The following is a 21,619-nucleotide window of genomic DNA, read 5'->3' as shown; positions in this document are numbered from 1 at the left end:
CGCCAAATAACAGCGCGGCGCCCAGCGCCGCCGTCACACCGGTCTGGCGTAGCCCTTCTTTCCAGTTCATCACAATCTCTCGCTTGCCGGGTAGTCATCCTGTTTTGGTGTAGCCCAGACGGACGCACGCCCCTATAGGTATTTGGTGATCTCTTTGAACTCGCGCAGGGTATCGTCCGCGCTCCGCGAACCCTCGTGCATGGCCTGTTCCAGGCAGTGGTCGATATGGTCATGCACCAGGATTTTCTTGGCGTTGGCGACGGCGCTCTCGACGGCCTGAAGCTGCTGGGCAATGTCCAGGCAACCGCGTCCCTTCGAGCATGGCAATGATGCTCTTCAGGTGGCCAGACTTGCTTCAGCACCCCAGCTCAGTCATGGTTAATGTAATGATATTTGCGATAAATGTAATATATATAACATTAGAAATGGTGTAATATTCATTTCAAAGGAGGTGGAATGGATCAGACTCACTGGCTCGTTTTGGTCACCAGCGTGGCCGGGCAAAACGGCAGCCTGCGCGTGCGACTCTGGCGGCAAATGAAAGCGATCGGCGCCGCCGCACTGCGCGACGGCGTCTACCTGCTGCCGGCCCGGAGCGAGCTGCGTCAGGCTCTGGCGAACCTGCGCGATGAACTGCTGGCCGCGGATGGCTTGGCCTACCTGCTGCAGGTGGTGGAAGACGACCCAACGTTGCAAGCGGAATGGCGCGCACTGTTCGACCGGAGCGAGCCCTACCTGCAATGGGGCGAGGCGCTGGCCGCGTTGCTCGCACAACTGCCGGAGTCGGAGAGCGAGGCCCGCCGCAGCCTGCGCCAACTGCGCAAGGAGCTGGAAACGATCGCGGCCAGCGACTTCTTTGCCGGCGAGCCGCTGGAGTCGGCCCGCCGGCAATGCAACGACGCGGAGAAGCGGTTGACCCGCCATTATTCGCCGGATGAACCGCTGGCGGTCGGCGGCGCAATCCCCCATCTCGACCCGACCGACTACCAGCAACGGCTGTGGGCCACTCGGGCTCGCCCTTGGGTCGATCGTGTCGCCTCGGCCTGGCTGATCCGCCGCTTCATCGACCCTGCCGCCCGCTTCATCTGGCTGACCGACATTCACGCCTGCCCGGTGGAGGCGCTGGGCTTCGATTTCGACGGGGCGACGTTCTCCCATATCGGGGAACGAGTGACGTTCGAGGTACTGCTGGCGAGTTTCGGCCTCGAGCACGATCCGGCACTGGTCCGACTTGGCGAACTGGTACACGCGCTCGATGTCGGCGGCAGCGTGGTGCCCGAGGGAATCGGCTTCGAAGCCGTGCTGGGCGGCGCGCGCAACCGGATAGCGGACGATGACCAGCTGCTCGCCGACATCAGCAGCGTATTGGACTCGCTGTACACCCACTTCCAGGGCTCGGCCAAACCGTAAGGCTGCCCCAATACCCATTGGAACCCTTTCCGCATCAGGAGATCAGCTTGAACAATACGAGCAATACCGCTCCCATCAGCACGCACCCGCCCTACACCTTGTGGCAATTGGTGCTGTACTTCCTGCGCCTCGGCACCTTCGGCTTCGGCGGGCCGGTGGCCCTGGTTGGCTACATGCACCGAGACTTGGTCGAGCGCCACGGCTGGATCTCCGAATCCGACTACAAGGAAGGCCTCGCCCTGGCCCAACTGGCACCGGGGCCGATGGCCGCGCAAACCGCCATTTACCTCGGTTACGTGCATTACCACATCCTGGGCGCCACGCTGGTCGGGCTGGCCTTCGTGCTGCCCTCGTTCCTGATGGTGGTGGCACTGGGCTGGGCCTACCAGCAGTTTGGCGGGCTGCAATGGATGCAGGCCGTGTTCTACGGGGTCGGCGCCGCCGTGATCGGCATCATTGCGATCAGCGCCCACAAGCTGACGACCAAGAGTGTCGGCAAGGACAAGCTGTTGTGGGCGATCTTTTTGACCTTGCTCACCGTCACGGTGATCACCGAATCGGAAATCGCCTGGCTGTTCCTGGCGGCCGGCGTGCTGGGCTGGTTCTGGCACGCGCCGCCCAAATGGCTGGGCAAAGGCAGCTTGAACGCGGTCGCTGCCGCCCAGTTGCCGACCGCCAGCAGCCTGCTGGCCGGACTGGATCTGTCGCTGCTGAGCCAGATCGGCCTCTTCTTCGCCAAGGCCGGGGCGTTCGTGTTCGGCTCCGGGCTGGCGATCGTCCCGTTCCTCTACGGGGGCGTGGTGACCGAGCACCACTGGCTCAACGACAAGCAATTCGTCGATGCCGTCGCCGTCGCCATGATCACGCCGGGTCCGGTGGTTATCACGGTGGGCTTCATCGGCTACCTGGTCGCCGGGCTTCCCGGGGCATGTGTGGCGGCACTGGCCACGTTCCTGCCGTGCTATCTGCTCACCATCCTGCCCGCCCCGTATTTCAAGAAATACGGCAAGCTGCCGGGGGTGGTGGCGTTCGTGAACGGGATCACCGCGGCGGCGGTCGGTGCGATCACCGGTTCGGTCATCGTGATCGCCAAACGCTCGCTGATCGATGTGCCGACCGTGCTGCTGGCCATTGGCACCATCCTGTTGCTATGGCGCTTCAAGAAGCTGCAAGAGCCGGTGATCGTCGTCGGCGCGGCGGCCATCGGCCTGCTGCTGTACCCGCTGCTGCGTCACTGACATCAATAAGAGGAGATTGCCCATGACTTACCAGATCCAGCCCTTGGCCTGCGATGCCGCCAGTCTCAACGGTCTGTCCGAACAGCTGATCCGCAGCCACCACGAGAACAACTACAGCGGCGCGGTAAAGCGCTTGAACGCGATCAGCGAGCGACTGCAGAACCTGGATTTCGCCAGCGCGCCGGTGTTCGAACTCAATGGCCTGAAGCGCGAAGAGTTGATCGCCGCCAACTCGATGATCCTGCACGAGCTGTACTTCAACAGCCTGGGCGGCACCGGCAGCGCGCCGGTCGGCCGCCTCGCCGACGCGCTGGCGCGCGACTTCGGCAGCATCGAGCGCTGGGCCGCCGAGTTCAGCGCCATGGGCAAGGCGCTGGGAGGGGGCTCGGGCTGGGTGTTGCTGACCTGGTCGCCACGCGACCGCAAACTGATCAACCAATGGGCGTCCGACCATGCCCATACCCTGGCCGGCGCCACGCCGATCCTGGCGCTGGACATGTACGAGCACGCCTATCACATGGACTACGGTGCAAAGGCTGGCGCTTATGTCGACGCCTTCATGCAGAACATCCACTGGGAGCGGGTGGCCGCAGCGTTCGACCAAGTTAGTCAGACAGCTTGAAGATACAGGAGCATTCGTATGAAATGGATCACACGCGAGCGGCCGAAGATCGACCGCATTGCCTGTCCTTGGCTCATTACGCGCTTTATCGACAAGTCACCCGAGTTTCTGTTCGCCCCTCCGGCCGATGTGCTGAAGGTGGCGGCAGAGACGGGAGCCATTCCCTATGACATTCCCGGAGTCGAGCTCTCGCACGAGGGCGAGCTGTGCAGCTTCGATGCCTTCCTGAAGAAGTACCGCCTCACGGAAGATCTGGCGCTGCAGCAGCTCGCCGTCATCGTGCGTGGCGCCGACACGTCGCGGCTCGACCTGACCCCACAGTCAGCGGGGCTCTACGCGCTCTCGCTCGGGCTCTCCCAGGTCTATGCCGACGATCATGAGATGCTGCAGCATGGACTGGTGATGTACGAGGCGCTGTACGCCTGGTGCAAGCACTGCCAGGCGGAAACGCATAACTGGCCACCCAAGATGTGACGAAGAGATTTTTACTGGGCGACCGATTTTCACAGCTGACAAACGGTTGACGGACCGCTTTGGGGTTCCTACGCCTCATGGCCAGTCATGGCCGGAAGCATCCATCTAGCGGAATCTCCCTGACTGGCGGCTTTGGCGGAGAACCGGAAGTCGGAGTGGACAGAGCAACCGTCTCCAGTTCAACCAAAGCAGCCATTGATGCTCTTGTGCTAAAGTGGCTGATATCGGCCATACAGCGGACGCGCTGTTCGCCTGAAAATTCCCCGGTGCCAGGAGGCAGTGGTCTCGAACTACACGCCGAATAGCAAATACCATCATGCTGAACTACCCCGGCTCGGGGTACTCCGGCGATTCTGCATAACGATCAGGCGAGGGCAGTGCACGATTCCCCGGCAGACGCTCGCCGCAGCGCTTCGTCACTCTCCCGAGCTTCCCAGAATCGAGCGGCGCGCGCGCTCGTGCGGGTCGATCGCCGGCTGCGATGCCGTCGCAAGTGCGGATCGGAACGCGACGCCCGTCACGGGTGACGCAACGATTCGCTGACGTGCGAGCTCATGCGGATCCGTCGGCGCCAGCGCCGTGGTTGCTGTCGTGGAGCGGATGGCGGCCGAATGCTGCGTTACGCTCAGTATCGACTGCCGCGCCTGCTCGTGAGGATCCAGCGGGCGACCGGCATCGGCCAGTGCGGTGTGGGCGGAAATGACGAGGGCGATGCCGGACAACGCCAGAGTCGAATTCATGATGAGTCTCCTGTTCAGGTGAAGCAGTCGGCGGGCGGCACCGTTGACGCTTGGCACCGCTCGGGTGGGAAATACGTGTTATCCGTTCATCGCGCGCGACAAAAAGGCCTGGTGCCGCCGGCGCGCCACCAGACCCGCGAGTGGCCTTGCCCGGCATATTGGCGGGCGAATTCCTCGCCGAAGCCGCTCGATGCGCCCGTGATGAGCACCCATGAAGTGTTTGTTTTGGCCAATTCGCTTACCTGCGGTCGGTAGTGGAAAGGTGGCTGGAGAGGCGGTTGCTGCCTGCATGCGGCGCATCCCATCCGCCCCCCAATGCCCGGAAGGAGGCAATGGCGGCGCGCGCAGCCTCCGTTTGCGCCTGGGCCTTCGCGTCGCGCGCCTGCAGCAGGTTGCTGTCGGCATCGAGCACCTCGATCAGGCTGACGACGCCGCCCTGGTAGGCGGCAAGCGAGTTCTCGCGGGCACGGGCGAGCGACGATTCGCCCCGCGTCAGGATGCCGACTTGGGCCTCGCGTTTGACGAGGGCGGAGAAGGCGTTCTCGACATCCTCGGCCGCCCGCAACACGGCCAGCCGCCAGGCCGCCAGGGCTTCGGCCTCCTGGCCACGGGCGGCGGCGATCTGCGCGTCGACGCGGCCGAAGTCGAACAGGCGCCAGCGCAGTCCGAGGACGCCCTGGGCCTGGCTGGCAGCCGCGGTGAAGAGGTTGCCGCTCGCAATCGCGGTGGCGCTGCCCAGCAGGGCGGCGAGCGAGAACTTGGGGTAGTACTCCGAGACCGCCACGCCGATGCGCGCAGTGGCCGCAGCCAGGCGCCGCTCGGCGGCGATGAGATCCGGCCGACGCCGAATCATCTCGGCCGGAGTGCCGGTCTCGGCCAGCCCCGGCGCGACCGGGACCGGCGCCACCGGGGCCAGCTCCGCGCGGTAGGTTCCCGGCTGCACGCCGAGCAGCACGTCCAGCGCGTTCATCGCCGAATCGAGGCCGGCTTCCAGGACGGGGATCTGCGCCTCGGCCTGGGTGAGCGAGCCCACGGCCTGGTTCATCTGGAGCTCGGCGGCGATCCCCTTCTGGTACTGGAGCCTGACCATGGCGAGCAACTGGCGGCGGGTCTCCACCTGTTGTCGGGCGATCGCGATGCGCGCCTGCAAGCCCCGGATCGTGACGTACACGTCCGCCGTCTGCGCGGCCACGGCCAGCCGTTTCGCCACCGCGCCGGCCTCGGAGGCCTCGTATTCCGCGCGGGCGGCTTCCCGCCCCCGCCGCAGACCGCCGAACACGTCGATCTCCCAACTCGCACCGAGGTTGGCTTTGTAGGAACTGCCGCTGCGATCGAAGCCGGGCGTGGCGTTGAGCACCTGCCCCAGCGGGGTCTCGACTGACTGGTAGGCTTTCGCAGCGGTTATACTCACGTTGGCCGCCGGAAGCAGCGCCGCATCGGCGTAGCGCAATGACGCGCGCGACTGGGCAACACGTGCCGCCGCTTGCGCGATGTCCAGGTTCTGTTCGAGGGCCAAGGAGACGAAGCGCGTCAGCAGGGGATCGTCGAAGGCGGCCCACCAGATCGTGAGGTCTGCCTTGTGCTGAACCTGCCGGTGATCGATGGCTTCCCGGCCGAGGAAGGTGGACGACAGCGCGATCTCGGGTGATCGGTAGTCGGGCCCAGCGGCGCAGCCCGTCAAGACGCCGACGCTCAGAAGGAGGGCGAGACAGCGGGGGTGGGCGAACATGAGAGTCCTTACGGGGAGTTGAACTGTTGTTGTGACTATAGTCCAAACTAGTCACTAGTTGTCAAGCACGAGCATACGAGGTATTGTTTTTTCCATGAGTGAAATCGAGTCTTCCGCCCCGCAGTCGCGTGGCCCCGCCGACCACAGCGTTCGAGAGCAAATCGTGGAGGCGGCCAGAGAGCACTTCAGCCACTACGGCTACGAGAAGACCACGGTCTCCGACCTGGCCAAGGCGATCGGCTTTTCCAAGGCCTATATCTACAAGTTCTTCGATTCCAAGCAGGCCATCGGCGAGGCCATCTGCGCCAAGACCTTGAGCGCCATCGTCGTGACGGTGGAAGAGGCGGTGGCTGGCGCAGCAACGCCAACAGAAAAATTCCGTAGAATGTTCAAGACCTTGGTGTCGACCGGCGTGAGTCTGTTCTTCAACGATCGCAAGCTGTACGACATCGCCGCGTATTCCGCCGGCGAGGGTTGGCCGTCGGCCCGCGCCTACTGCGAGCGCATCCGGCAGATCCTGACGGAAGTGGTCCGCGAAGGGCGGGAGAGCGGCGAGTTCGAGCGCAAGACCCCGCTGGACGAGACGGTGCAGGCGATCGATCTCGTCATGCAGCCCTATGTGAATCCGCTCCTGCTCCAGTACAACCTCGATGTTGCGGAGGAGGCGCCGGTGCAGCTTTCCAACTTGGTGCTGCGCAGCCTGGCCCCTTAGCCAGTTCAACAATCGCGATAGTGACTATTGACAAAAATAGTCACTAGATGGAGGATGGAGGCCTTCGTGTTCCCGGAGGTCGCCATGCTTCAGCGCCGTACTATTCCCTTCCTCGCCGTCGTCGGTCTGCTGCCCTTAGTCTTGGCGGCGTGCAGCGACGCCATGTCTTCAACTGATCCGCGGACCCAGACTCCTCTCGTGCGGGTGGGGGTGGTGGAGGCCGCTGTCCAGGCCGAGCGTTCCTTCACCGGCATCGTCGCGGCGCGGGTGCAGAGCGACCTGGGTTTCCGCGTTCCCGGTAAGATCCTGGAGCGGCTGGTGGACGCCGGGCAAACCGTCAAGCGCGGCCAGCCGTTGATGCGTATCGACCCGGTCGATCTGCAGCTTGCCGCGCATGCACAGCAGGAAGCGGTGGCAGCCGCGCGAGCGCGGGGGCAGCAGACGGCGGAGGATGAAGCCCGCTACCGCGAACTGCGTGGCACCGGCGCGATCTCGGCTTCGGCCTACGACCAGGTCAAGGCGGCGGCGGATGCCGCCAAGGCCCAGCTCAGCGCGGCCGAAGCGCAGGCCAACGTGGCCCGTAATGCGAGCCGCTATGCGGAGCTGGTGGCCGATGGCGATGGGGTGGTCATGGAAACGCTGGCCGAGCCCGGCCAGGTCGTCAACGCGGGACAGATCGTGGTGCGCCTGGCCCACGCCGGGCGCCGCGAGGCCGTCATCCAGTTGCCGGAAACCCTGCGCCCCGCGGTCGGTTCCGTCGGGCAAGCCACGCTGTTCGGCAAGGAAGGCGTTAGCGTTCCGGCCAAACTTCGTCAGCTTTCCGATACCGCGGACCGGCTCACCCGCACCTTCGAGGCGCGCTATGTGCTGGAGGGCGAACTGGCCGACGCCCCGTTGGGGGCCACGGTAACCATCCGGATTCCGGAGGGGCCTTCCGCCGCACAAGGCGGCTTGCAGGTGCCGATCGGTGCCCTGTTCGATGCGGGCAAGGGACCGGGGGTGTGGGTGATCGATGGTAAGCCGGCCAAGGTTTCCTGGCGGCCGGTCGCCGTCCTGCACCTGGGGGACGATGGCGCGCGCATCGCTGGCCAGATCAAGCAAGGCGACCGGATCGTCGCGCTCGGCGCGCACCTGCTGCGCGAAGGAGAGCAGATCCGGGTGGCTGACCAAGCCGTCGCCACTGCAGCAGAAGGAGTCAAGCCGTGAGCGAAGGCCGTTTCAACCTGTCGGCGCTCGCGGTACGCAAACGCGCCATTACTCTGTTCCTGATCCTCTTGATCTCGCTGGGCGGGGTGATGTCCTTCTTCAAGCTGGGGCGGGCGGAGGATCCCTCATTCACGATCAAGGTGATGACCATCGTCACCGCCTGGCCCGGCGCCACCGCGCAGGAGATGCAAGACCAGGTGGCCGAGAAGATCGAGAAGCGCCTGCAGGAGTTGCGCTGGTATGACCGTAGCGAGACCTACACCCGTCCTGGACTGGCTTTCACCACGCTGACCTTGCTGGACAGCACACCCCCGTCGGAAGTGCAGGACGAGTTCTATCAGGCCCGCAAAAAGGTCGGAGACGAAGTACGTAATCTGCCGCCCGGCGTGATCGGCCCGTTTCTCAACGACGAGTACTCCGATGTGACCTTTGCCTTGTTCGCCCTCAAGGCCAAGGGCGAACCACAGCGCGTGCTCGTTCGCGACGCGGAAACGCTGCGCCAGCGCCTGCTGCATGTGCCGGGGGTGAAGAAAGTCAACATCGTTGGCGAGCAGGCGGAGCGGATCTATATAGAGTTCTCACATGATCGCTTGGCCACGCTGGGCGTCAGCCCCCAGGACGTGTTCGCCGCGCTCAATAGCCAGAATGCGCTGACGCCGGCCGGCTCGGTGGAAACCAAGGGGCCGGAGGTGTTCATCCGCCTGGACGGTGCCTTCGACCAACTGCAGAAAATCCGCGACACGCCGGTGGTGGCGCAAGGCCGCACACTGAAGCTGTCGGACATCGCCACGGTCAAGCGCGGCTACGAAGACCCGGCAACGTTCATGATCCGTAACGGCGGCGAACCGGCGCTGTTGCTAGGCGTCGTCATGCGCGACGGCTGGAACGGGCTGGACCTGGGCAAGGCCTTGGACAGCGAGGTGACGGCGATCAACGCCGAGCAACCGCTGGGCATGAGCTTGACCAAAGTGACCGACCAGGCCGTCAACATCAGCTCTGCGGTCGATGAGTTCATGGTCAAGTTCTTCGCCGCGGTGCTGGTGGTCATGCTGGTGAGCTTTGTGAGCATGGGATGGCGCGTGGGCATCGTGGTCGCTGCGGCCGTGCCGTTGACGCTGGCCGTCGTCTTTGCGGTGATGCTGGCGACCGGTAAGAACTTCGACCGCATCACGTTGGGGTCGCTGATCCTGGCGCTGGGCTTGCTGGTGGACGACGCCATCATCGCCATCGAAATGATGGTGGTGAAGATGGAAGAAGGCTACAACCGGATCGCCGCTTCGGCCTATGCTTGGAGCCACACCGCGGCGCCCATGCTGTCGGGCACGCTGGTCACGGCGGTCGGCTTCATGCCCAATGGCTTCGCCCGATCCACGGCGGGTGAGTACACCAGCAATATGTTCTGGATCGTGGGCATCGCGCTCATCGCCTCGTGGGTGGTCGCGGTGGTGTTCACCCCCTACCTGGGGGTCAAGCTGTTGCCCGACTTCAAGAAGGTCGAAGGCGGTCACAATGCCATCTACGACACGCCACGCTACAACCGCTTCCGCCAACTGCTGGGGCGCATCATTGCCCGCAAGTGGATCGTCGCTGGCTCGGTGATCGGCCTTTTCGTGGTGTCGGTGCTCGGCATGGCTGTGGTCAAGAAACAGTTCTTCCCGATTTCTGACCGGCCTGAAGTGTTGGTCGAGGTGCAGATGCCCTATGGCACGTCGATCACCCAGACCAGCGCCGCTGCACAGAAGGTGGAAGCCTGGCTCGCCAAGCAGAAGGAAGCCAGGATCGTCACCGCCTACGTTGGCCAGGGCGCCCCACGCTTCTTCTTCTCGATGGGACCGGAACTGCCCGATCCGTCGTTTGCCAAGATCGTGGTGCGCACGGACAACCAGGACGAGCGCGAAGCGTTGAAACTGAGGCTGCGGCAGGCCATCGCCGACGGCCTGGCCCCCGAGGCACGCTTGCGCGTCACCCAACTGGTATTCGGTCCCTATTCGCCATTCCCGGTGGCCTACCGGGTCACCGGTCCTGATCCGGAGGTATTGCGCAAAGTGGCGGCCGAGGTGCAGCAGGTCATGGACGCCAGCCCGCTGATGCGCACGGTCAACACGGATTGGGGAGTACGTGTGCCCACGCTGCATTTCACCTTGCAGCAAGACCGGTTGCAGGCGGTGGGGCTGAGCTCGAGCGCCGTGGCGCAACAACTGCAATTCCTGCTGACCGGGGTGCCCGTCACCTCTGTGCGCGAGGACATTCGCACGGTGCAGGTCGTCGCACGCTCGGCCGGTAATGTCCGGCTCGACCCAGCCAAGATCGGCGATTTCACGCTGGCGGGCGCCCATGGGCAGCGCATCCCGCTGTCGCAGGTGGGCAAGGTCGAGGTGCGCATGGAAGAGCCGATCATGCGCCGACGCGACCGCATGCCGACGATCACCGTGCGGGGCGACATCGCCGAAGGCTTGCAGCCGCCGGACGTGTCCACGGCCATTACCCAGCAGCTCCAGCCCATCATGGCGAAACTGCCGAGTGGCTACCGCATCGTAGAGGCCGGCTCCATCGAAGAATCAGGCAAGGCGACGGTCGCCATGCTGCCGATCTTCCCCATCATGCTGGCCATCACCCTGCTCATCATCGTCCTGCAGGTCCGCTCGATCGCGGGAATGGTCATGGTCTTCCTGACCAGCCCGCTGGGGCTGATCGGCGTCGTGCCGACGCTGCTCCTGTTCCAGCAGCCCTTCGGCATCAATGCGCTGGTCGGCCTGATTGCGCTGTCGGGCATCCTGATGCGCAACACGCTGATCTTGATCGGACAGATTCGTGAAAACGAACAGGCCGGGCTGGATCCATTCCGTGCGGTGGTCGAAGCGACCGTGCAGCGCGCGCGTCCGGTGATCCTGACCGCACTGGCTGCGATCCTGGCTTTCATCCCGCTGACCCATTCGGTGTTCTGGGGGACGCTCGCCTACACGCTGATCGGCGGCACCTTTGCCGGGACAATCCTGACGCTCGTGTTCCTGCCGGCCATGTATTCCATCTGGTTCAAGATCAGACCCGCCAGCGTCAGCCGCTCCTTGGTGGAGGAACCGGCATGAAGATGGGCCGCCAAGGCGGCCTGTCCTGAATCGCGCAATCGCTATCTTTCTGTATCGAAAAGGAAAGCCATGAAGAATCAGACTGTTGTACTCATCACCGGCGTGTCGTCTGGTATCGGACGGGCTACTGCCGAGAAGTTTGCCCAGCGGGGCTGCCGCGTATTCGGCACGGTGCGCAATACGGCAAAAGCACAGGCAATACCCGGTGTTGCTCTCATCGAGATGGATATCCGTGACGAAGCGTCAGTTCAACGTGGAATCCAGACCATCATCGCAGGGGCCAAGCGCATCGACGTGCTGGTCAACAGTGCGGGCGTGACCCTGCTCGGCGCGACGGAAGAAACGTCGATTGCCGAAGCCCAGACGCTGTTCGACACCAATCTCTTCGGCCTCTTGCGCACGACCAAGGCGGTGCTGCCGCACATGCGCGAGCAGCGTTCTGGTCGCATCGTCAACGTCAGCTCGGTGCTGGGCTTTCTGCCTGCGCCGTACATGGCGCTCTATTCGGCATCCAAGCATGCCGTTGAAGGGCTGTCCGAGACCCTGGATCACGAGGTGCGCCAATTCGGCATTCGCGTGGCGCTTGTCGAACCATCCTTTACCAAAACCAACCTGGATCTCAATGCGCCCCAGACCGTTTCCAGAATCTCTGACTACAACAAAGAGCTCGGCGTCGTTTCCCAGGCCATCCAAAACAATGTCCAGAAAGCGCCCGAGCCCGATGGAGTAGCCACCACGATTGTCGATGCCGCTTTGGGAGCTTGGAAGATGCGCCATACGCCCAAAGGCGAGGCCTCTCTTCTGGCCAAGTTGAGCCGCTTCATGCCCGCTGGCCCGGTCGAGAAGGGCCTGAGGAAAACGTTTGGGCTGGCTTGAATCGATCCCAGCCTCCCACAAGACCGGCCCGTTGCGTGCCGTCGCCAAGGTTGTCCACGTGGGGCGTCAGATGGCTACGGCAGAAGCCCGTGTCGAGGATGAAAAAGGCAAGCTGTACGCCCATGCGACCACCACCTGTTTTGTCTTCGACGTGCCGGCAGCCTGAGGGCAAGTTGCGCTAGAAACACTGCAGACCCAGTGGACAAGGCTCAGCGGGCGCTAATGATGACGATTGTCATCTAGAAAAGGCGCAGAGATTGCCTGGCATCGATTCAATTCCTTGGAGATTGCATATGAGCAAGCACAGCAAGCACGGCCTGGCATTGATTACCGGGGCCAGCTCCGGCATCGGCGCGACCTATGCCAACCGCCTGGCGCAACGTGGCTTCGACCTTCTTTTAGTTGCACGGAATCAGACTGGGGTGTCCTGGCAAGAGCGGACAGCTCCGATTCAAGCGGCCTTGGCTGAATTCCAGTACCTCCGGGTAAATTCAGCCGGCGCCAAGTAGCCAAGCCGCGAGTGACGGCGTTGGCGGTTATAGAAGATTTCGATGTACTCCCTGATCGATGCCTCCGCCTCCGCCCGCGTTGCGTAACGGCGATGGTGGACGAGCTCGTTCTTCAACGTTCCCCAGAAGCTCTCTATCGGCGCATTGTCGAAACAGTTCCCCTTGCGTGACATCGAGCTATGCATCCTGAACTGCGTCAGCAAATCCCCGTAGGCCTTGGCGCAGTATTGGCTGCCACGATCCGTATGGTGGATCAAGCCGGCCGGCGGCCGCTGGTGCTGGACCGCCCGGAACAGCGCCTTGCTGACCAGTTCGGTCGTCATCCGCGCGCCCATCGCATAGCCAACGATCTCGCAGCTAAACACATCCTTCAGTGCCGCTAGGTACAGCCAGCCCTCGTCCGTCGGGATGTACGTTATATCACCCGTCCAGACCTGATTCGGGCGGGTCGGCTCGAACACCTGACCCAAGACATTCTCCGCGACCGGCAACGAGTGGGCCGAATTGGTGGTCGCCTTGAACTTGCGCTTCTGCCGGCACCGGATGCCTATCTGGCGTCGTAAACGGTCGATGCGATCACGCCCGGCCTCAAAGCCCATCGCCGCCAGTTCTGGCTGCAAACGGCGTACGCCATAGGTTTCCCGTGTTTTGGCATGTGCCGCCCGGATCGCCACTTTCAGCCGCTCGTCCTCTTGTTCTCGCTCAGATGGAGAACGTCCACGCCAGCCATAGTACCCAGCACGGGACACCGCTAGAACCCGGCAGGCCACCACCACCGGGAATAGGTTTCGGTGCTCTTCTATCCACGCGTACCGGGCAGTGATGCCTGAGCAAAGTACGCTGCAGCTTTTTTTATGACGTCTCGCTCCAGGCGTGCCTCTGCCAACTCCTTGCGCAGCTTGGCGTTCTCTGCTTCCAGCTCCGTGACACTGCGCGCCCCCGGCGCCGGTTGGTCACCGCCAGACCTCGCCGCTACAACCCAGTTAGCCAATGTACCCTTGGGGATACCCAGCCGCCTGGCCGCCCCTTCAAGGCTGAGCCCTTGCTCAAGTACCAGCTTTACCGCCTCAGAACGGAACTCTACTGGATATGTCTTTCTGGTCTTCATTTCACACTCCCGATTGTCAATGGTAACAATCGGAACTGTCCGCGGGAATCAGGCTACCCCAGACGCGCCTGGATGATTTGGCGGCCCAACTGCGCACCGGGAGCGGTGTCGGTGTCGAAACCTTGAGGGCCGATCTGACCGTTGCTGCCGACGTCGCACAAGTCGCCCAGCGTCTGAGCAGCGACCCGGCGATCAGCCTGCTGGTGAACAATGCGGGGATCGCAATGATCGGTCCGCTGATCGGCTCCGAGCCGCAACGCCTGGAAAAGATGATCAGCCTGAACGTCGTGGCGGTGACTCAGCTTGCCGTGGCCGCAGCAACCGCTTTTGCCGCACGCGGGCGAGGCACTCTGATCAATATAGCCTCGGTCCTGGCACTGGCACCGGAGCGATACAACGGTGCCTACAGCGGTACCAAGGCTTACGTGCTCAATCTTACCCAGGCACTGGAGCAGGAACTGAGCCCGCGGGGTGTGCGGGTGCAGGTGGTGCTGCCGGGGGCGACCCGCACCGAGTTGTGGGCGCGCGCAGGCATCGACATTTCCTACCTGCCGCCCGGAATGGTGATGGAGGTCGACGAGATGGTCGATGCGGCGCTGGCCGGACTGGACCTCTGCGAGACCGTCACGATCCCATCATTGCCCGACATGCTGGAATGGGATGTCTTGAACACGATGCGCCTTGACCTTGTCCCTCTGCTCTCCCTTAAATATGCTGCGGCTCGGTACGCGGAAGACGCTACCTTCTCGGCATAAGCGAACGTCGGCATCGTAGTAGGTCATGCATGCTTATGTCGAATTAAACCGGCGCTCATCTGCGTTGTTCCAGTCGTTCGCGCAGGAACGCGATGAAGCGTTGGGTGTTGATCCTTTCGCGCCATCCGTCGTTTTCAGTTGTCAGACATCTTGTCGTAGTCGTCTGTTGGGACGGATTGTCCTATTCCGGCTTTCCCGCCGCGTGGGCGAGCATTGCGTCACCAATCTGATAGTTCCCGCGCGCCCTGAGCGCTTCGCCGGCTCTCAGGATGTCCCGTGCTACTTCGTCCTGGCCAAGCTTGCTCTTCCCGACCAGGCGCGCGATGTCGATCTGCAGACCGATGATCCGCTGAAGCAAGGAATCGATGTAGTCCCTGGGGGCGTCGGTCATCTTCCACGGGGTCGATTGCGATGCTTCGTGTGTACGGGTCAGCCGGGCAACCACACCCCGTACGAACTTCTCGTCATCGTGAAAGTGGATTCGACCATAGGCATGGACAACGATGTAGTTCCAGGTCGGCACCTGCTTCTGGGTCTCGTGTTTGGTCGGATACCAGTTCGGGGAGATATACGCATCTCCCGCACGAAAGACGACGAGTACCTCGTCCCCGTTTTCGACGTCCTGCCATAGCGGATTGGCTCGTGCAATATGCGCTCTCAGTACGCCGAGTTCGCCTTCATTCACCGCCAGTTCGAACGGGAAATGGTTGGCATCCAGCCCACTCTTGCCGTGGGTAATGAGGGTGCCGAATGGATGTTGTGCAATGCATTCGTGCAGGATGTCGGTGCGGGATTCATTGAAATGAGCGGGTAAATACATGTCGGCTCCAGGGGCTCTGCAATCAGGATTCGAAGCCGATCAGCTTCGACTCGATGCTGGCACCCGGCATCATGAGATGCAGCCCTTGGGCCAATTGATCGCCGGCTTCCTGCAGTGCGTCCAGCGGCATCGCCGGCAAGCTCTCCAGGATGAACCACATCAGCTTGGCCTCGGAGCCCAGCCTGGTTCTGACTCCTTGCCGCCAGTTCCAGCGCCGGCAGGTCACCCCGACGTCGTCTCGCCACACGACTTCCCCCGCTTCGGGTGATTCGTGAGCCAGCGCGCCGTCTTTCATGGTGTCGAACCGTTCCGTTCCATCCGCGATGACCAGCCGGGGGGCGCCGACATACGCCGCAAAGTTCTCGCCGCCCACCGGGACGGCGTATTGGATGCTGATGGCGTTGTACAGATCGACCACCGGATCGATGCTCGGCATGCCACCGTCACGCAGCACCCGTTTGCGCAAGGCCTCAGCAGAACAGGGGGTCCGCTGCGGCTTGGCGCCGAACTTCCTGAATGCGTCGGCCCAAGCAAGAAGATGCGCCTCAGCCCATGCAACATCCCCGGTAGTCAGCGACCGGCAGGCACGGCTCAACGCTTCGGCGGCAATGTCCGGATTGACGATGTCGGCTGCTTCGACGCCGATGCTGAGCGCACGGAAGCCGGGGGCCAGGCTGGCGATATTCGAATCGATTGACGGCAGAACGGGGAACATTGGAGAATCCTTTGGTGACCGATTTATTCCATAATACCGACCAATGACCAAAAAAGTCAATATATCGACCGACTCGGGTGCCGATGTGCACTCCGTCAGCGAAGCGGTCGCCGCCAAGCTCAAAGAACATCGAAAGAAGCAGAAACTCTCCCTGGACGAACTGTCCCGGCGCGCCGGCGTCAGCAAAGGCATGCTGGTCGAGATCGAGAAATGCGCCGCCAATCCCAGCATCGCCATCCTCTGCAAGATTGCGGCGGCGCTCGGCGTGTCGGTGGCGGATATCGTGAACGTGGCCAGTGCCCCCTCGGTGCGTCTGATTGAGAGCAAGGACATCCCGACGCTGTGGACGGGCCCCAAGGGCGGAACCGCCCGCTTGCTGGCGGGGACAAGCGGGCCAAACATGATCGAACTGTGGCGCTGGGAGATGCAGCCCGGAGAATTGTTTGAATCGCCCGGGCATCCGCAAGGGACATTCGAGCTATTCCATGTGGAGCAGGGGCAACTGACGGTGAAGGTGGATAAAACCGAGCTGTTCATTCCTGCAGGGTGCTCGGCGGTGGCCAGGACGGATGTCCCCCATCGCTATGCGAATGAGGGCGATGCCAGGCTGGTCTTCACGATGACTGTTGCCGAGTTGCACCAACTGACGACGATACTTTGAGTCATCGAACCGGGCATGACCGGCCTCACTGAACTTCTGAAGGGGCGCTCAAGCCGCGAGCGCCGCCTGCCATGAGCTGTCGAACTGCTCGGCCGGGATCGGGCGGCTGACGAAGTAGCCCTGGGCGATATCGCAGCCCAGCGTGGTCAGCCGGTCCCAGATGGCCCGGTTCTCGACACCCTCGGCCACTACGTGCAGCCCCAGGTTGTGCGCGAGGTCGATGGTCGAGCGCACGATGGTGTCCGACTCCTGGTCGGAGATCATGGCGCCGACGAAGGACTGATCGATCTTGATCGTATCGGCCGGCAGCCGCTGCAGGTAGCTCAGGCTGGAGTAGCCGGTGCCGAAATCGTCCACCGCCAGTTGCACCCCGAGCGATTTGAGCTGGTTGAGCGTGGCGAGCGCCCCGCTTGGGTCGTCCATCAGGGCGCTTTCGGTCAGCTCGAACTGCAGGTGGGCCGGATCGACGCCCCAGGTCAGGAACAGCCCGCGGATGCGTTCAGTCAGGCGCGGGTCGAGCAGGTCGCGTGCCGACAGGTTGACCGCCAGCGGCGTCGGCCGGCCGGCCTGTTCCTGCGTGTAAATCTGGCGGAAGGCCGCTTCCAGTATCCAGTGGGTCAGCGAGGTGATCATGCCGGCTTGCTCCGCCAGCTTGATGAAGCGGTTGGGCTCGATCAGGCCCCGCTCCGGGTGCTGCCAGCGGATCAGCGCTTCGGCGCCGCACAGCTTGCCGGTGTCGAACTGGACCTTGGGCTGGCAATACAGCCGCAGCTCGTCGTGCTCGATGGCGTGATGCAGTTCGGCGATGAGCGAGACGTGGCGGGTGCATTCCTTGTCCAGGCTGCCGCTGAAGATCGTGTAATTCATCACGGAATGCTGGGCCTGGCGCGCCGCCATGGTGGCCCGCCGCATCAGGGCGTCCGGTTCCTTGCCGTGTCCCGGGAACAGCGAGAGGCCGATGCGCAGCCGCGCATCGACCTGGATTCCAGCCACCGTCAGTGGTTCGTCGAACTGGCGCAACAGTCGCACTGCTTCCAGCGAGGCCCGTTCGGCGTCGGTGTTGGGCTGCAGGATGGCGAACTCGTTGTCGCTCACGCGCCCGAGGAAGCTCCCTTGGTCCAACTGGGCCTGCAGGCGAGAGGCGACCTGCAGCAATAACTCGTTGGCTTGCTGATAGCCGAGCACGTCGTTGATCTCACGGAACTGGTCGACGGTGAGTATGCCCAGCGCGAACGGCCGGTACGGCGGGCTCGAGGCGCTGATCATGCGTTCGAGCTGGTTGAGGAAGAGGGTGCGGTTCGGCAGGCCAGTCAGTTGGTCGTAGTACGCCATCCGCTGCATCGCGGCCTCGGCTTCCCGCTGGCGCGCGCGGCTGCGGAGCGCACTGATGCCGTAGGCGACGTCGTCGGCCAGCTCGCTGAGCACCCGCAGTTCTTCTTCGCCGAAGGCATCGTACTCGCTGGCGACGATGCTCAGGTTACCGACGACGTTGCCGTCGACGATGAGGGGATAGGCGCTGACGGCGGCGTAGCCGCGCTTTTTCTGCTCCTCCATCAGCGGGGCCAGCGCGGGGTCGTTCAGAACATCATGTCCGACCTGCGGCTTGCCGGTGCGGATGGCGAGTCCGGATGGGGTGACGGCCTTTTCCGACCAGGTCAGATCCAGCATTTGCAGGAAGCCTTCTTCGACGCCGGCATGCGCCATCGGGCGGATGCTCTGATGCTCGTCGTGCTCGAGGTAGCCGATCCACGACATCTGATAGCCGCCTTGCTCGACGATGGCGTCGCACATGTCCTGCAGCAAGGTTCCCTCGTCCTGTGCTCGCGCCAGCGCCCGGTTGCCGGCGCTCAGGGTGCGCAGCGCGCGGTACAGACGGGCGTAGTCGGCCGGGGTGACGCAGCTGGCCCCGATGGCGCCGTTTTCCGTGACCTTGGGTCTTGCCATGATCTTTGCCTCCAAACCATTCTTTTCAGTATAGGTCGGGACGGGAAAACGGCTTTGTACGGGGCTGGGAGGAGCTGGGCGAGCGCACGACGGCATGCCTCGCCGTTCGATAGCTAGGCTTTCTTCACGAACTCTGATTTCAACTGCATGGCGCCGATGCCGTCGATCTTGCAGTCGATATCATGATCGCCTTCGACCAAGCGGATGTTCTTGACCTTGGTGCCAACCTTCACCACGAGCGAAGAGCCCTTTACCTTCAGGTCCTTGATCACGGTAACCGTGTCGCCGTCTTGCAGCACATTGCCGTTGGCATCGTGTACGACGCGTGTCTCGTTGAGGCTTTCTTCCGCTGCGTCTTTGGCCCACTCATGCGCGCATTCCGGACAGACATAAAGACTGCCATCCTCGTAGGTGTATTCCGAATTGCATTGAGGGCATTGGGGCAAACTGCTCATGTGGCATCCTGCTTCTGAGGTCAAGGGTGAAAGTAAAGAAGACGGGCGACCGGACATCCACGGCGCCCGCCTGCTTGTGAGGAAGGGGGGAATCTCAGTGAAAACCCGGTCACGCCCGGGTTTTACTGCCGGATTCTACTAAACGGTGACAAAAAAGGCACGTTGCCAGAGGGGATTCTCTAACAAGCTAGCCTCTCCGGGGTGTTGCCAGCGGCTTCTTGGCTGCGCCAGCGCGGGCCGCGATCGCGCGCCGCGGGCAGGGCGGGAGTTGAGCTCCTGTCGCTTGATGCCCTTGTTGGAAGGCGCCGCCACCGTCCCCATTCGTGGGGTGCTCAGCGCTCCAGTACGTAGCTGCCTGGGGCCGGCGCCAGCTCGGGGAACTCCTTCGTCGAGGTGGGCGGGGCATCGACCAGGGCTCCGGCCTTCGGCTTGAGCCACGCCATCCAGTCTTCCCACCAGCTGCCTGGGCGCTCCTCGGCGCGCTGCCGCCAGTGTTCGGGCCGGTCCGAGCGATGCGCCGTGTCCACCCAGTAGCGGCGCTTGGGCGGGGTGACGGGCGGGTTGATGATGCCGATGATGTGGCCGGAGCTCGACAGGATGAAGCGCTTCTCGCCGATGCCGTGGTTGATCAGCTTGAAGGTCTGGTCCCACGGTGCGATGTGGTCATCCTCGGCGGCGACCACGTACATGGGCTGATGGATCGTCGACAGGTCCAGCGCCTCGCCGGCCACGGTCAGCGCGCCGGGCTGGATCAGCTTGTTGTGCAGGTAGAGTTCGGTCAGGTACCACGAGTGCATGGCTTTCGGCATGCGCGTGGTGTCCATGTTCCAGTACAGCACGTCGAACGGCGGCAGCGTCTCGCCGTACAGCCAGCCGCGGACCACGTAATGCCAGATCAGGCTGTTGGGGCGCAAAAAGCGGAAGGCCGAGGCCATTTCCTTGCCGTCGAGGTAACCGTTCTGCTCCATCTGAGAGCACAGGTAGCGCACGCTGGCGTTGTCGATGAACACCTCGATGTCGCCCGGTTTGTGGAAGTCGACCAGCGTGGTGAGGAAGGTGCCGTCGGCGACCGGTGCCGCTTCCGCACCGTAGCGCCGGTTGGCCCAGGCCATGTACATCGCCAGCGCCGTGCCGCCGATGCAGTAGCCGGTGGCATGGACTTTCTCCGCCTTGGCGAGCCGCCGCGCCACCTGCACGGCGGTGTCGATGCCTTCGGTGAGGTAGTCGTCGAAGCTCACCTCGCTCATCGAGGCGTCCGGGTTCTTCCAGCTGGTGATGTAGACGTCCAGCCCCTGGTCGAGCAGGAAGCGGATCATGCTGTTCTTCGGGGTGAGGTCGAGCACGTAGAACTTGTTGATCCAGGGCGTGATGATGACCACCGGCTCGGTGTGCACCTGCGGACGGGTCGGGGTGTAGTGGATCACCTCGAGTAAGCGGTTACGGAACACCACCGAGCCGGGTGTCGTCGCCAGATTCTGGCCGACCGCGAAATCCTCCGGGTCGGTCATGCGCACGTTGCCGGCGCGCAGATCGTCCAGAAAGTTCTGGAACCCCTTCGCCAGGCTGTCGCCGCGGCTTTCCACCGCCTTGCGCAGCGCCACCGGGTTGGTCCACAGGTAGTTGGTGGGGGCCACCGCGTTGAGCCAGTTACGCCACCAGAAGGCCGCGCGCCGGCGTTCCTTGTCCGACAGTCCGGGGGTGTCGTAGAGCATGTCCTGGCTATGGCGGGTGAAGGCGAGATACCACTCCTTGACCAGGTCCCAGGTCGGCGAATCGGACCACGCCGGGTCGGCGAAACGGGCGTCGTCGGCGTTGGGGGGGATCGGGTCGGCATCCGCCACGCCGAGCATTCGCTGCCAGCTATGCCATTGCAGCCGCCACAGGTCGGACGACAGCATGGCGACACGTTCGCCCAGCTCCTGGGGGTGCAGCAGCCAGCTCAGCTGGGCCTGGACGATGGGGGTCGCCATCCCGAGGGGGTCGAAGGAGTTGGAGGTGCTGTCTTTGCGCTTGTCCGGCTGGGAGGAGGCTTGCTGGTCGCCAGGAGGGGGCTGCCGACGGCCGGGTTCCGGCGTGGGGCCTGCTGCGGGGCGGGATATCGTCATGATCGATGCCTTTCCAAATCGGCCAGCCGCACGGCTCCACGGTGCGACCGCTGTAGCGAGCGTGCGGCGCTACCTGCCGGTGCCGCTCCCGGCTTCTTCTCCGCCCTGGTTTGTTTTGGCGAGAGTGACGACAAGCACCAGGCAGAGATCGTATCAGTCGAAGTTAATTAAAGATCTTTTAAGCAGTTAATTCAATTCATATCTGACGGCATTCGTCGATGCCAAGTGGATGGCAACGTCGCTCTTCTGCCTGAATCTCACTGCAGCACTTGTCGCAGGCCGGCCGTGGCGCTGCGACAGATGTCGCAGCTTCTTTTCCCGATTTTTCTCCGCTTTTCTGTGTACGGCCCACACCAATGCAGCTCATCCAGCCCGTCAGTTTTTTCGAGTTAGTGATAAGTTATTGATTTTAAAAACCTTTCTTCCTTGCTGTCGGGTGCGGGTCGTGGCTGGG

At 63.1% G+C, this 21,619-nt stretch carries 21 protein-coding genes; 12 read left to right on the top strand and 9 right to left on the bottom strand.

Features of this window, described 5'->3' with window-relative positions; genetic code table 11:
- Window positions 1–132: 132 nt before the first annotated feature.
- Complete coding sequence (locus PSEMAI1_RS20590) at window positions 133–327, bottom strand: metal-sensing transcriptional repressor (protein ID WP_304412735.1); 195 nt, start codon at window positions 325–327, stop codon at window positions 133–135.
- Window positions 328–456: 129 nt separating this feature from the next.
- Between PSEMAI1_RS20590 and PSEMAI1_RS0111535 the strand changes: the two genes are divergently transcribed.
- Genes PSEMAI1_RS0111535 through PSEMAI1_RS0111520 form a run of 4 tightly spaced genes read left to right on the top strand, consistent with a single transcriptional unit; the run spans window position 457 to window position 3,744 of the window.
- Complete coding sequence (locus PSEMAI1_RS0111535) at window positions 457–1,410, top strand: chromate resistance protein ChrB domain-containing protein (protein WP_024303027.1); 954 nt, start codon at window positions 457–459, stop codon at window positions 1,408–1,410.
- 47 nt (window positions 1,411–1,457) lie between these two features.
- On the top strand, window positions 1,458–2,648 hold the full coding sequence (locus tag PSEMAI1_RS0111530) for a chromate transporter (RefSeq protein ID WP_024303026.1): 1,191 nt from the start codon (window positions 1,458–1,460) through the stop codon (window positions 2,646–2,648).
- 22 nt (window positions 2,649–2,670) lie between these two features.
- A complete protein-coding gene (locus PSEMAI1_RS0111525; RefSeq protein ID WP_024303025.1) occupies window positions 2,671–3,270 on the top strand; it encodes a superoxide dismutase in 600 nt (199 codons plus the stop codon).
- An 18-nt stretch (window positions 3,271–3,288) separates the two neighbouring features.
- Complete coding sequence (locus PSEMAI1_RS0111520; RefSeq protein WP_024303024.1) at window positions 3,289–3,744, top strand: chromate resistance protein ChrB domain-containing protein; 456 nt, start codon at window positions 3,289–3,291, stop codon at window positions 3,742–3,744.
- Between the two features lie 416 nt (window positions 3,745–4,160).
- Here PSEMAI1_RS0111520 and PSEMAI1_RS0111515 read toward each other — a convergent pair whose 3' ends face one another.
- Window positions 4,161–4,484: a hypothetical protein gene (locus PSEMAI1_RS0111515; protein ID WP_024303023.1), complete on the bottom strand. Its 324-nt coding sequence runs from the start codon at window positions 4,482–4,484 to the stop codon at window positions 4,161–4,163.
- A gap of 238 nt (window positions 4,485–4,722) precedes the next feature.
- Entirely contained in the window at window positions 4,723–6,213 is a 1,491-nt protein-coding gene (locus PSEMAI1_RS0111510; protein WP_024303022.1) for an efflux transporter outer membrane subunit, read from the bottom strand.
- 94 nt (window positions 6,214–6,307) lie between these two features.
- On the opposite strand from PSEMAI1_RS0111510, the gene PSEMAI1_RS0111505 reads away from it, so the two are divergent.
- The 6 genes from PSEMAI1_RS0111505 (at window position 6,308) to PSEMAI1_RS22320 (ending at window position 12,602) form a co-directional block, all read left to right on the top strand.
- On the top strand, window positions 6,308–6,925 hold the full coding sequence (locus PSEMAI1_RS0111505; RefSeq protein WP_024303021.1) for a TetR/AcrR family transcriptional regulator: 618 nt from the start codon (window positions 6,308–6,310) through the stop codon (window positions 6,923–6,925).
- 27 nt (window positions 6,926–6,952) lie between these two features.
- Window positions 6,953–8,131, top strand: a complete 1,179-nt coding sequence (locus PSEMAI1_RS0111500; protein WP_232219896.1) for an efflux RND transporter periplasmic adaptor subunit — start codon at window positions 6,953–6,955, stop codon at window positions 8,129–8,131.
- Complete coding sequence (locus PSEMAI1_RS0111495; protein ID WP_024303019.1) at window positions 8,128–11,217, top strand: efflux RND transporter permease subunit; 3,090 nt, start codon at window positions 8,128–8,130, stop codon at window positions 11,215–11,217. The genes PSEMAI1_RS0111500 and PSEMAI1_RS0111495 overlap by 4 nt, the downstream gene beginning before the upstream one ends.
- Window positions 11,218–11,286: 69 nt before the next feature.
- Window positions 11,287–12,093, top strand: a complete 807-nt coding sequence (locus PSEMAI1_RS0111490; protein ID WP_024303018.1) for an oxidoreductase — start codon at window positions 11,287–11,289, stop codon at window positions 12,091–12,093.
- Complete coding sequence (locus tag PSEMAI1_RS0111485; protein WP_024303017.1) at window positions 12,080–12,259, top strand: hotdog fold thioesterase; 180 nt, start codon at window positions 12,080–12,082, stop codon at window positions 12,257–12,259. Before PSEMAI1_RS0111490 ends, PSEMAI1_RS0111485 begins: the two co-directional genes overlap by 14 nt.
- 127 nt (window positions 12,260–12,386) lie before the next feature.
- Window positions 12,387–12,602, top strand: a complete 216-nt coding sequence (locus PSEMAI1_RS22320) for an SDR family NAD(P)-dependent oxidoreductase (protein WP_084612682.1) — start codon at window positions 12,387–12,389, stop codon at window positions 12,600–12,602.
- Here PSEMAI1_RS22320 and PSEMAI1_RS21325 read toward each other — a convergent pair.
- A protein-coding gene (locus PSEMAI1_RS21325; RefSeq protein WP_156943102.1) for an IS3 family transposase occupies window positions 12,545–13,710 on the bottom strand; the annotation gives its coding sequence in 2 pieces (ribosomal slippage) (window positions 12,545–13,446 and window positions 13,446–13,710; 1,167 coding nt in all). The two genes, PSEMAI1_RS22320 and PSEMAI1_RS21325, sit on opposite strands and share 58 nt — an antisense overlap.
- Window positions 13,711–13,745: 35 nt before the next feature.
- Here PSEMAI1_RS21325 and PSEMAI1_RS0111470 point away from each other — a divergent pair.
- Window positions 13,746–14,465 (top strand): SDR family NAD(P)-dependent oxidoreductase, encoded by a 720-nt coding sequence (locus PSEMAI1_RS0111470; RefSeq protein ID WP_084612681.1) that lies wholly within the window; start codon window positions 13,746–13,748, stop codon window positions 14,463–14,465.
- Window positions 14,466–14,646: 181 nt separating this feature from the next.
- Here the strand turns inward: PSEMAI1_RS0111470 and PSEMAI1_RS0111465 are convergent, their stop codons facing one another.
- Window positions 14,647–15,285, bottom strand: a complete 639-nt coding sequence (locus PSEMAI1_RS0111465) for an FMN-binding negative transcriptional regulator (protein ID WP_024303015.1) — start codon at window positions 15,283–15,285, stop codon at window positions 14,647–14,649.
- A gap of 22 nt (window positions 15,286–15,307) precedes the next feature.
- Window positions 15,308–16,000 (bottom strand): B3/4 domain-containing protein, encoded by a 693-nt coding sequence (locus tag PSEMAI1_RS0111460; RefSeq protein WP_024303014.1) that lies wholly within the window; start codon window positions 15,998–16,000, stop codon window positions 15,308–15,310.
- A 43-nt stretch (window positions 16,001–16,043) separates the two neighbouring features.
- On the opposite strand from PSEMAI1_RS0111460, the gene PSEMAI1_RS0111455 reads away from it, so the two are divergent.
- Window positions 16,044–16,661, top strand: coding sequence for a helix-turn-helix domain-containing protein (locus PSEMAI1_RS0111455; RefSeq protein WP_024303013.1), 618 nt, complete (start codon window positions 16,044–16,046; stop codon window positions 16,659–16,661).
- A 48-nt stretch (window positions 16,662–16,709) separates the two neighbouring features.
- Here PSEMAI1_RS0111455 and PSEMAI1_RS0111450 read toward each other — a convergent pair whose 3' ends face one another.
- From PSEMAI1_RS0111450 to PSEMAI1_RS0111440, 3 genes are all read right to left on the bottom strand, one after another.
- Window positions 16,710–18,605, bottom strand: coding sequence for a bifunctional diguanylate cyclase/phosphodiesterase (locus PSEMAI1_RS0111450; protein WP_029770660.1), 1,896 nt, complete (start codon window positions 18,603–18,605; stop codon window positions 16,710–16,712).
- A 113-nt stretch (window positions 18,606–18,718) separates the two neighbouring features.
- Entirely contained in the window at window positions 18,719–19,060 is a 342-nt protein-coding gene (locus PSEMAI1_RS0111445; RefSeq protein WP_024303011.1) for a zinc ribbon domain-containing protein YjdM, read from the bottom strand.
- Window positions 19,061–19,392: 332 nt separating this feature from the next.
- Window positions 19,393–21,165, bottom strand: a complete 1,773-nt coding sequence (locus PSEMAI1_RS0111440; protein ID WP_024303010.1) for an alpha/beta hydrolase — start codon at window positions 21,163–21,165, stop codon at window positions 19,393–19,395.
- Between the last annotated feature and the right edge of the window lie 454 nt (window positions 21,166–21,619).

This window comes from Pseudogulbenkiania sp. MAI-1, assembly GCF_000527175.1.
Classification (GTDB): domain Bacteria; phylum Pseudomonadota; class Gammaproteobacteria; order Burkholderiales; family Chromobacteriaceae; genus Pseudogulbenkiania.
Note: the sequence above shows the minus strand (reverse complement) of the source record. Positions and strands in the feature narration are given on the sequence as shown.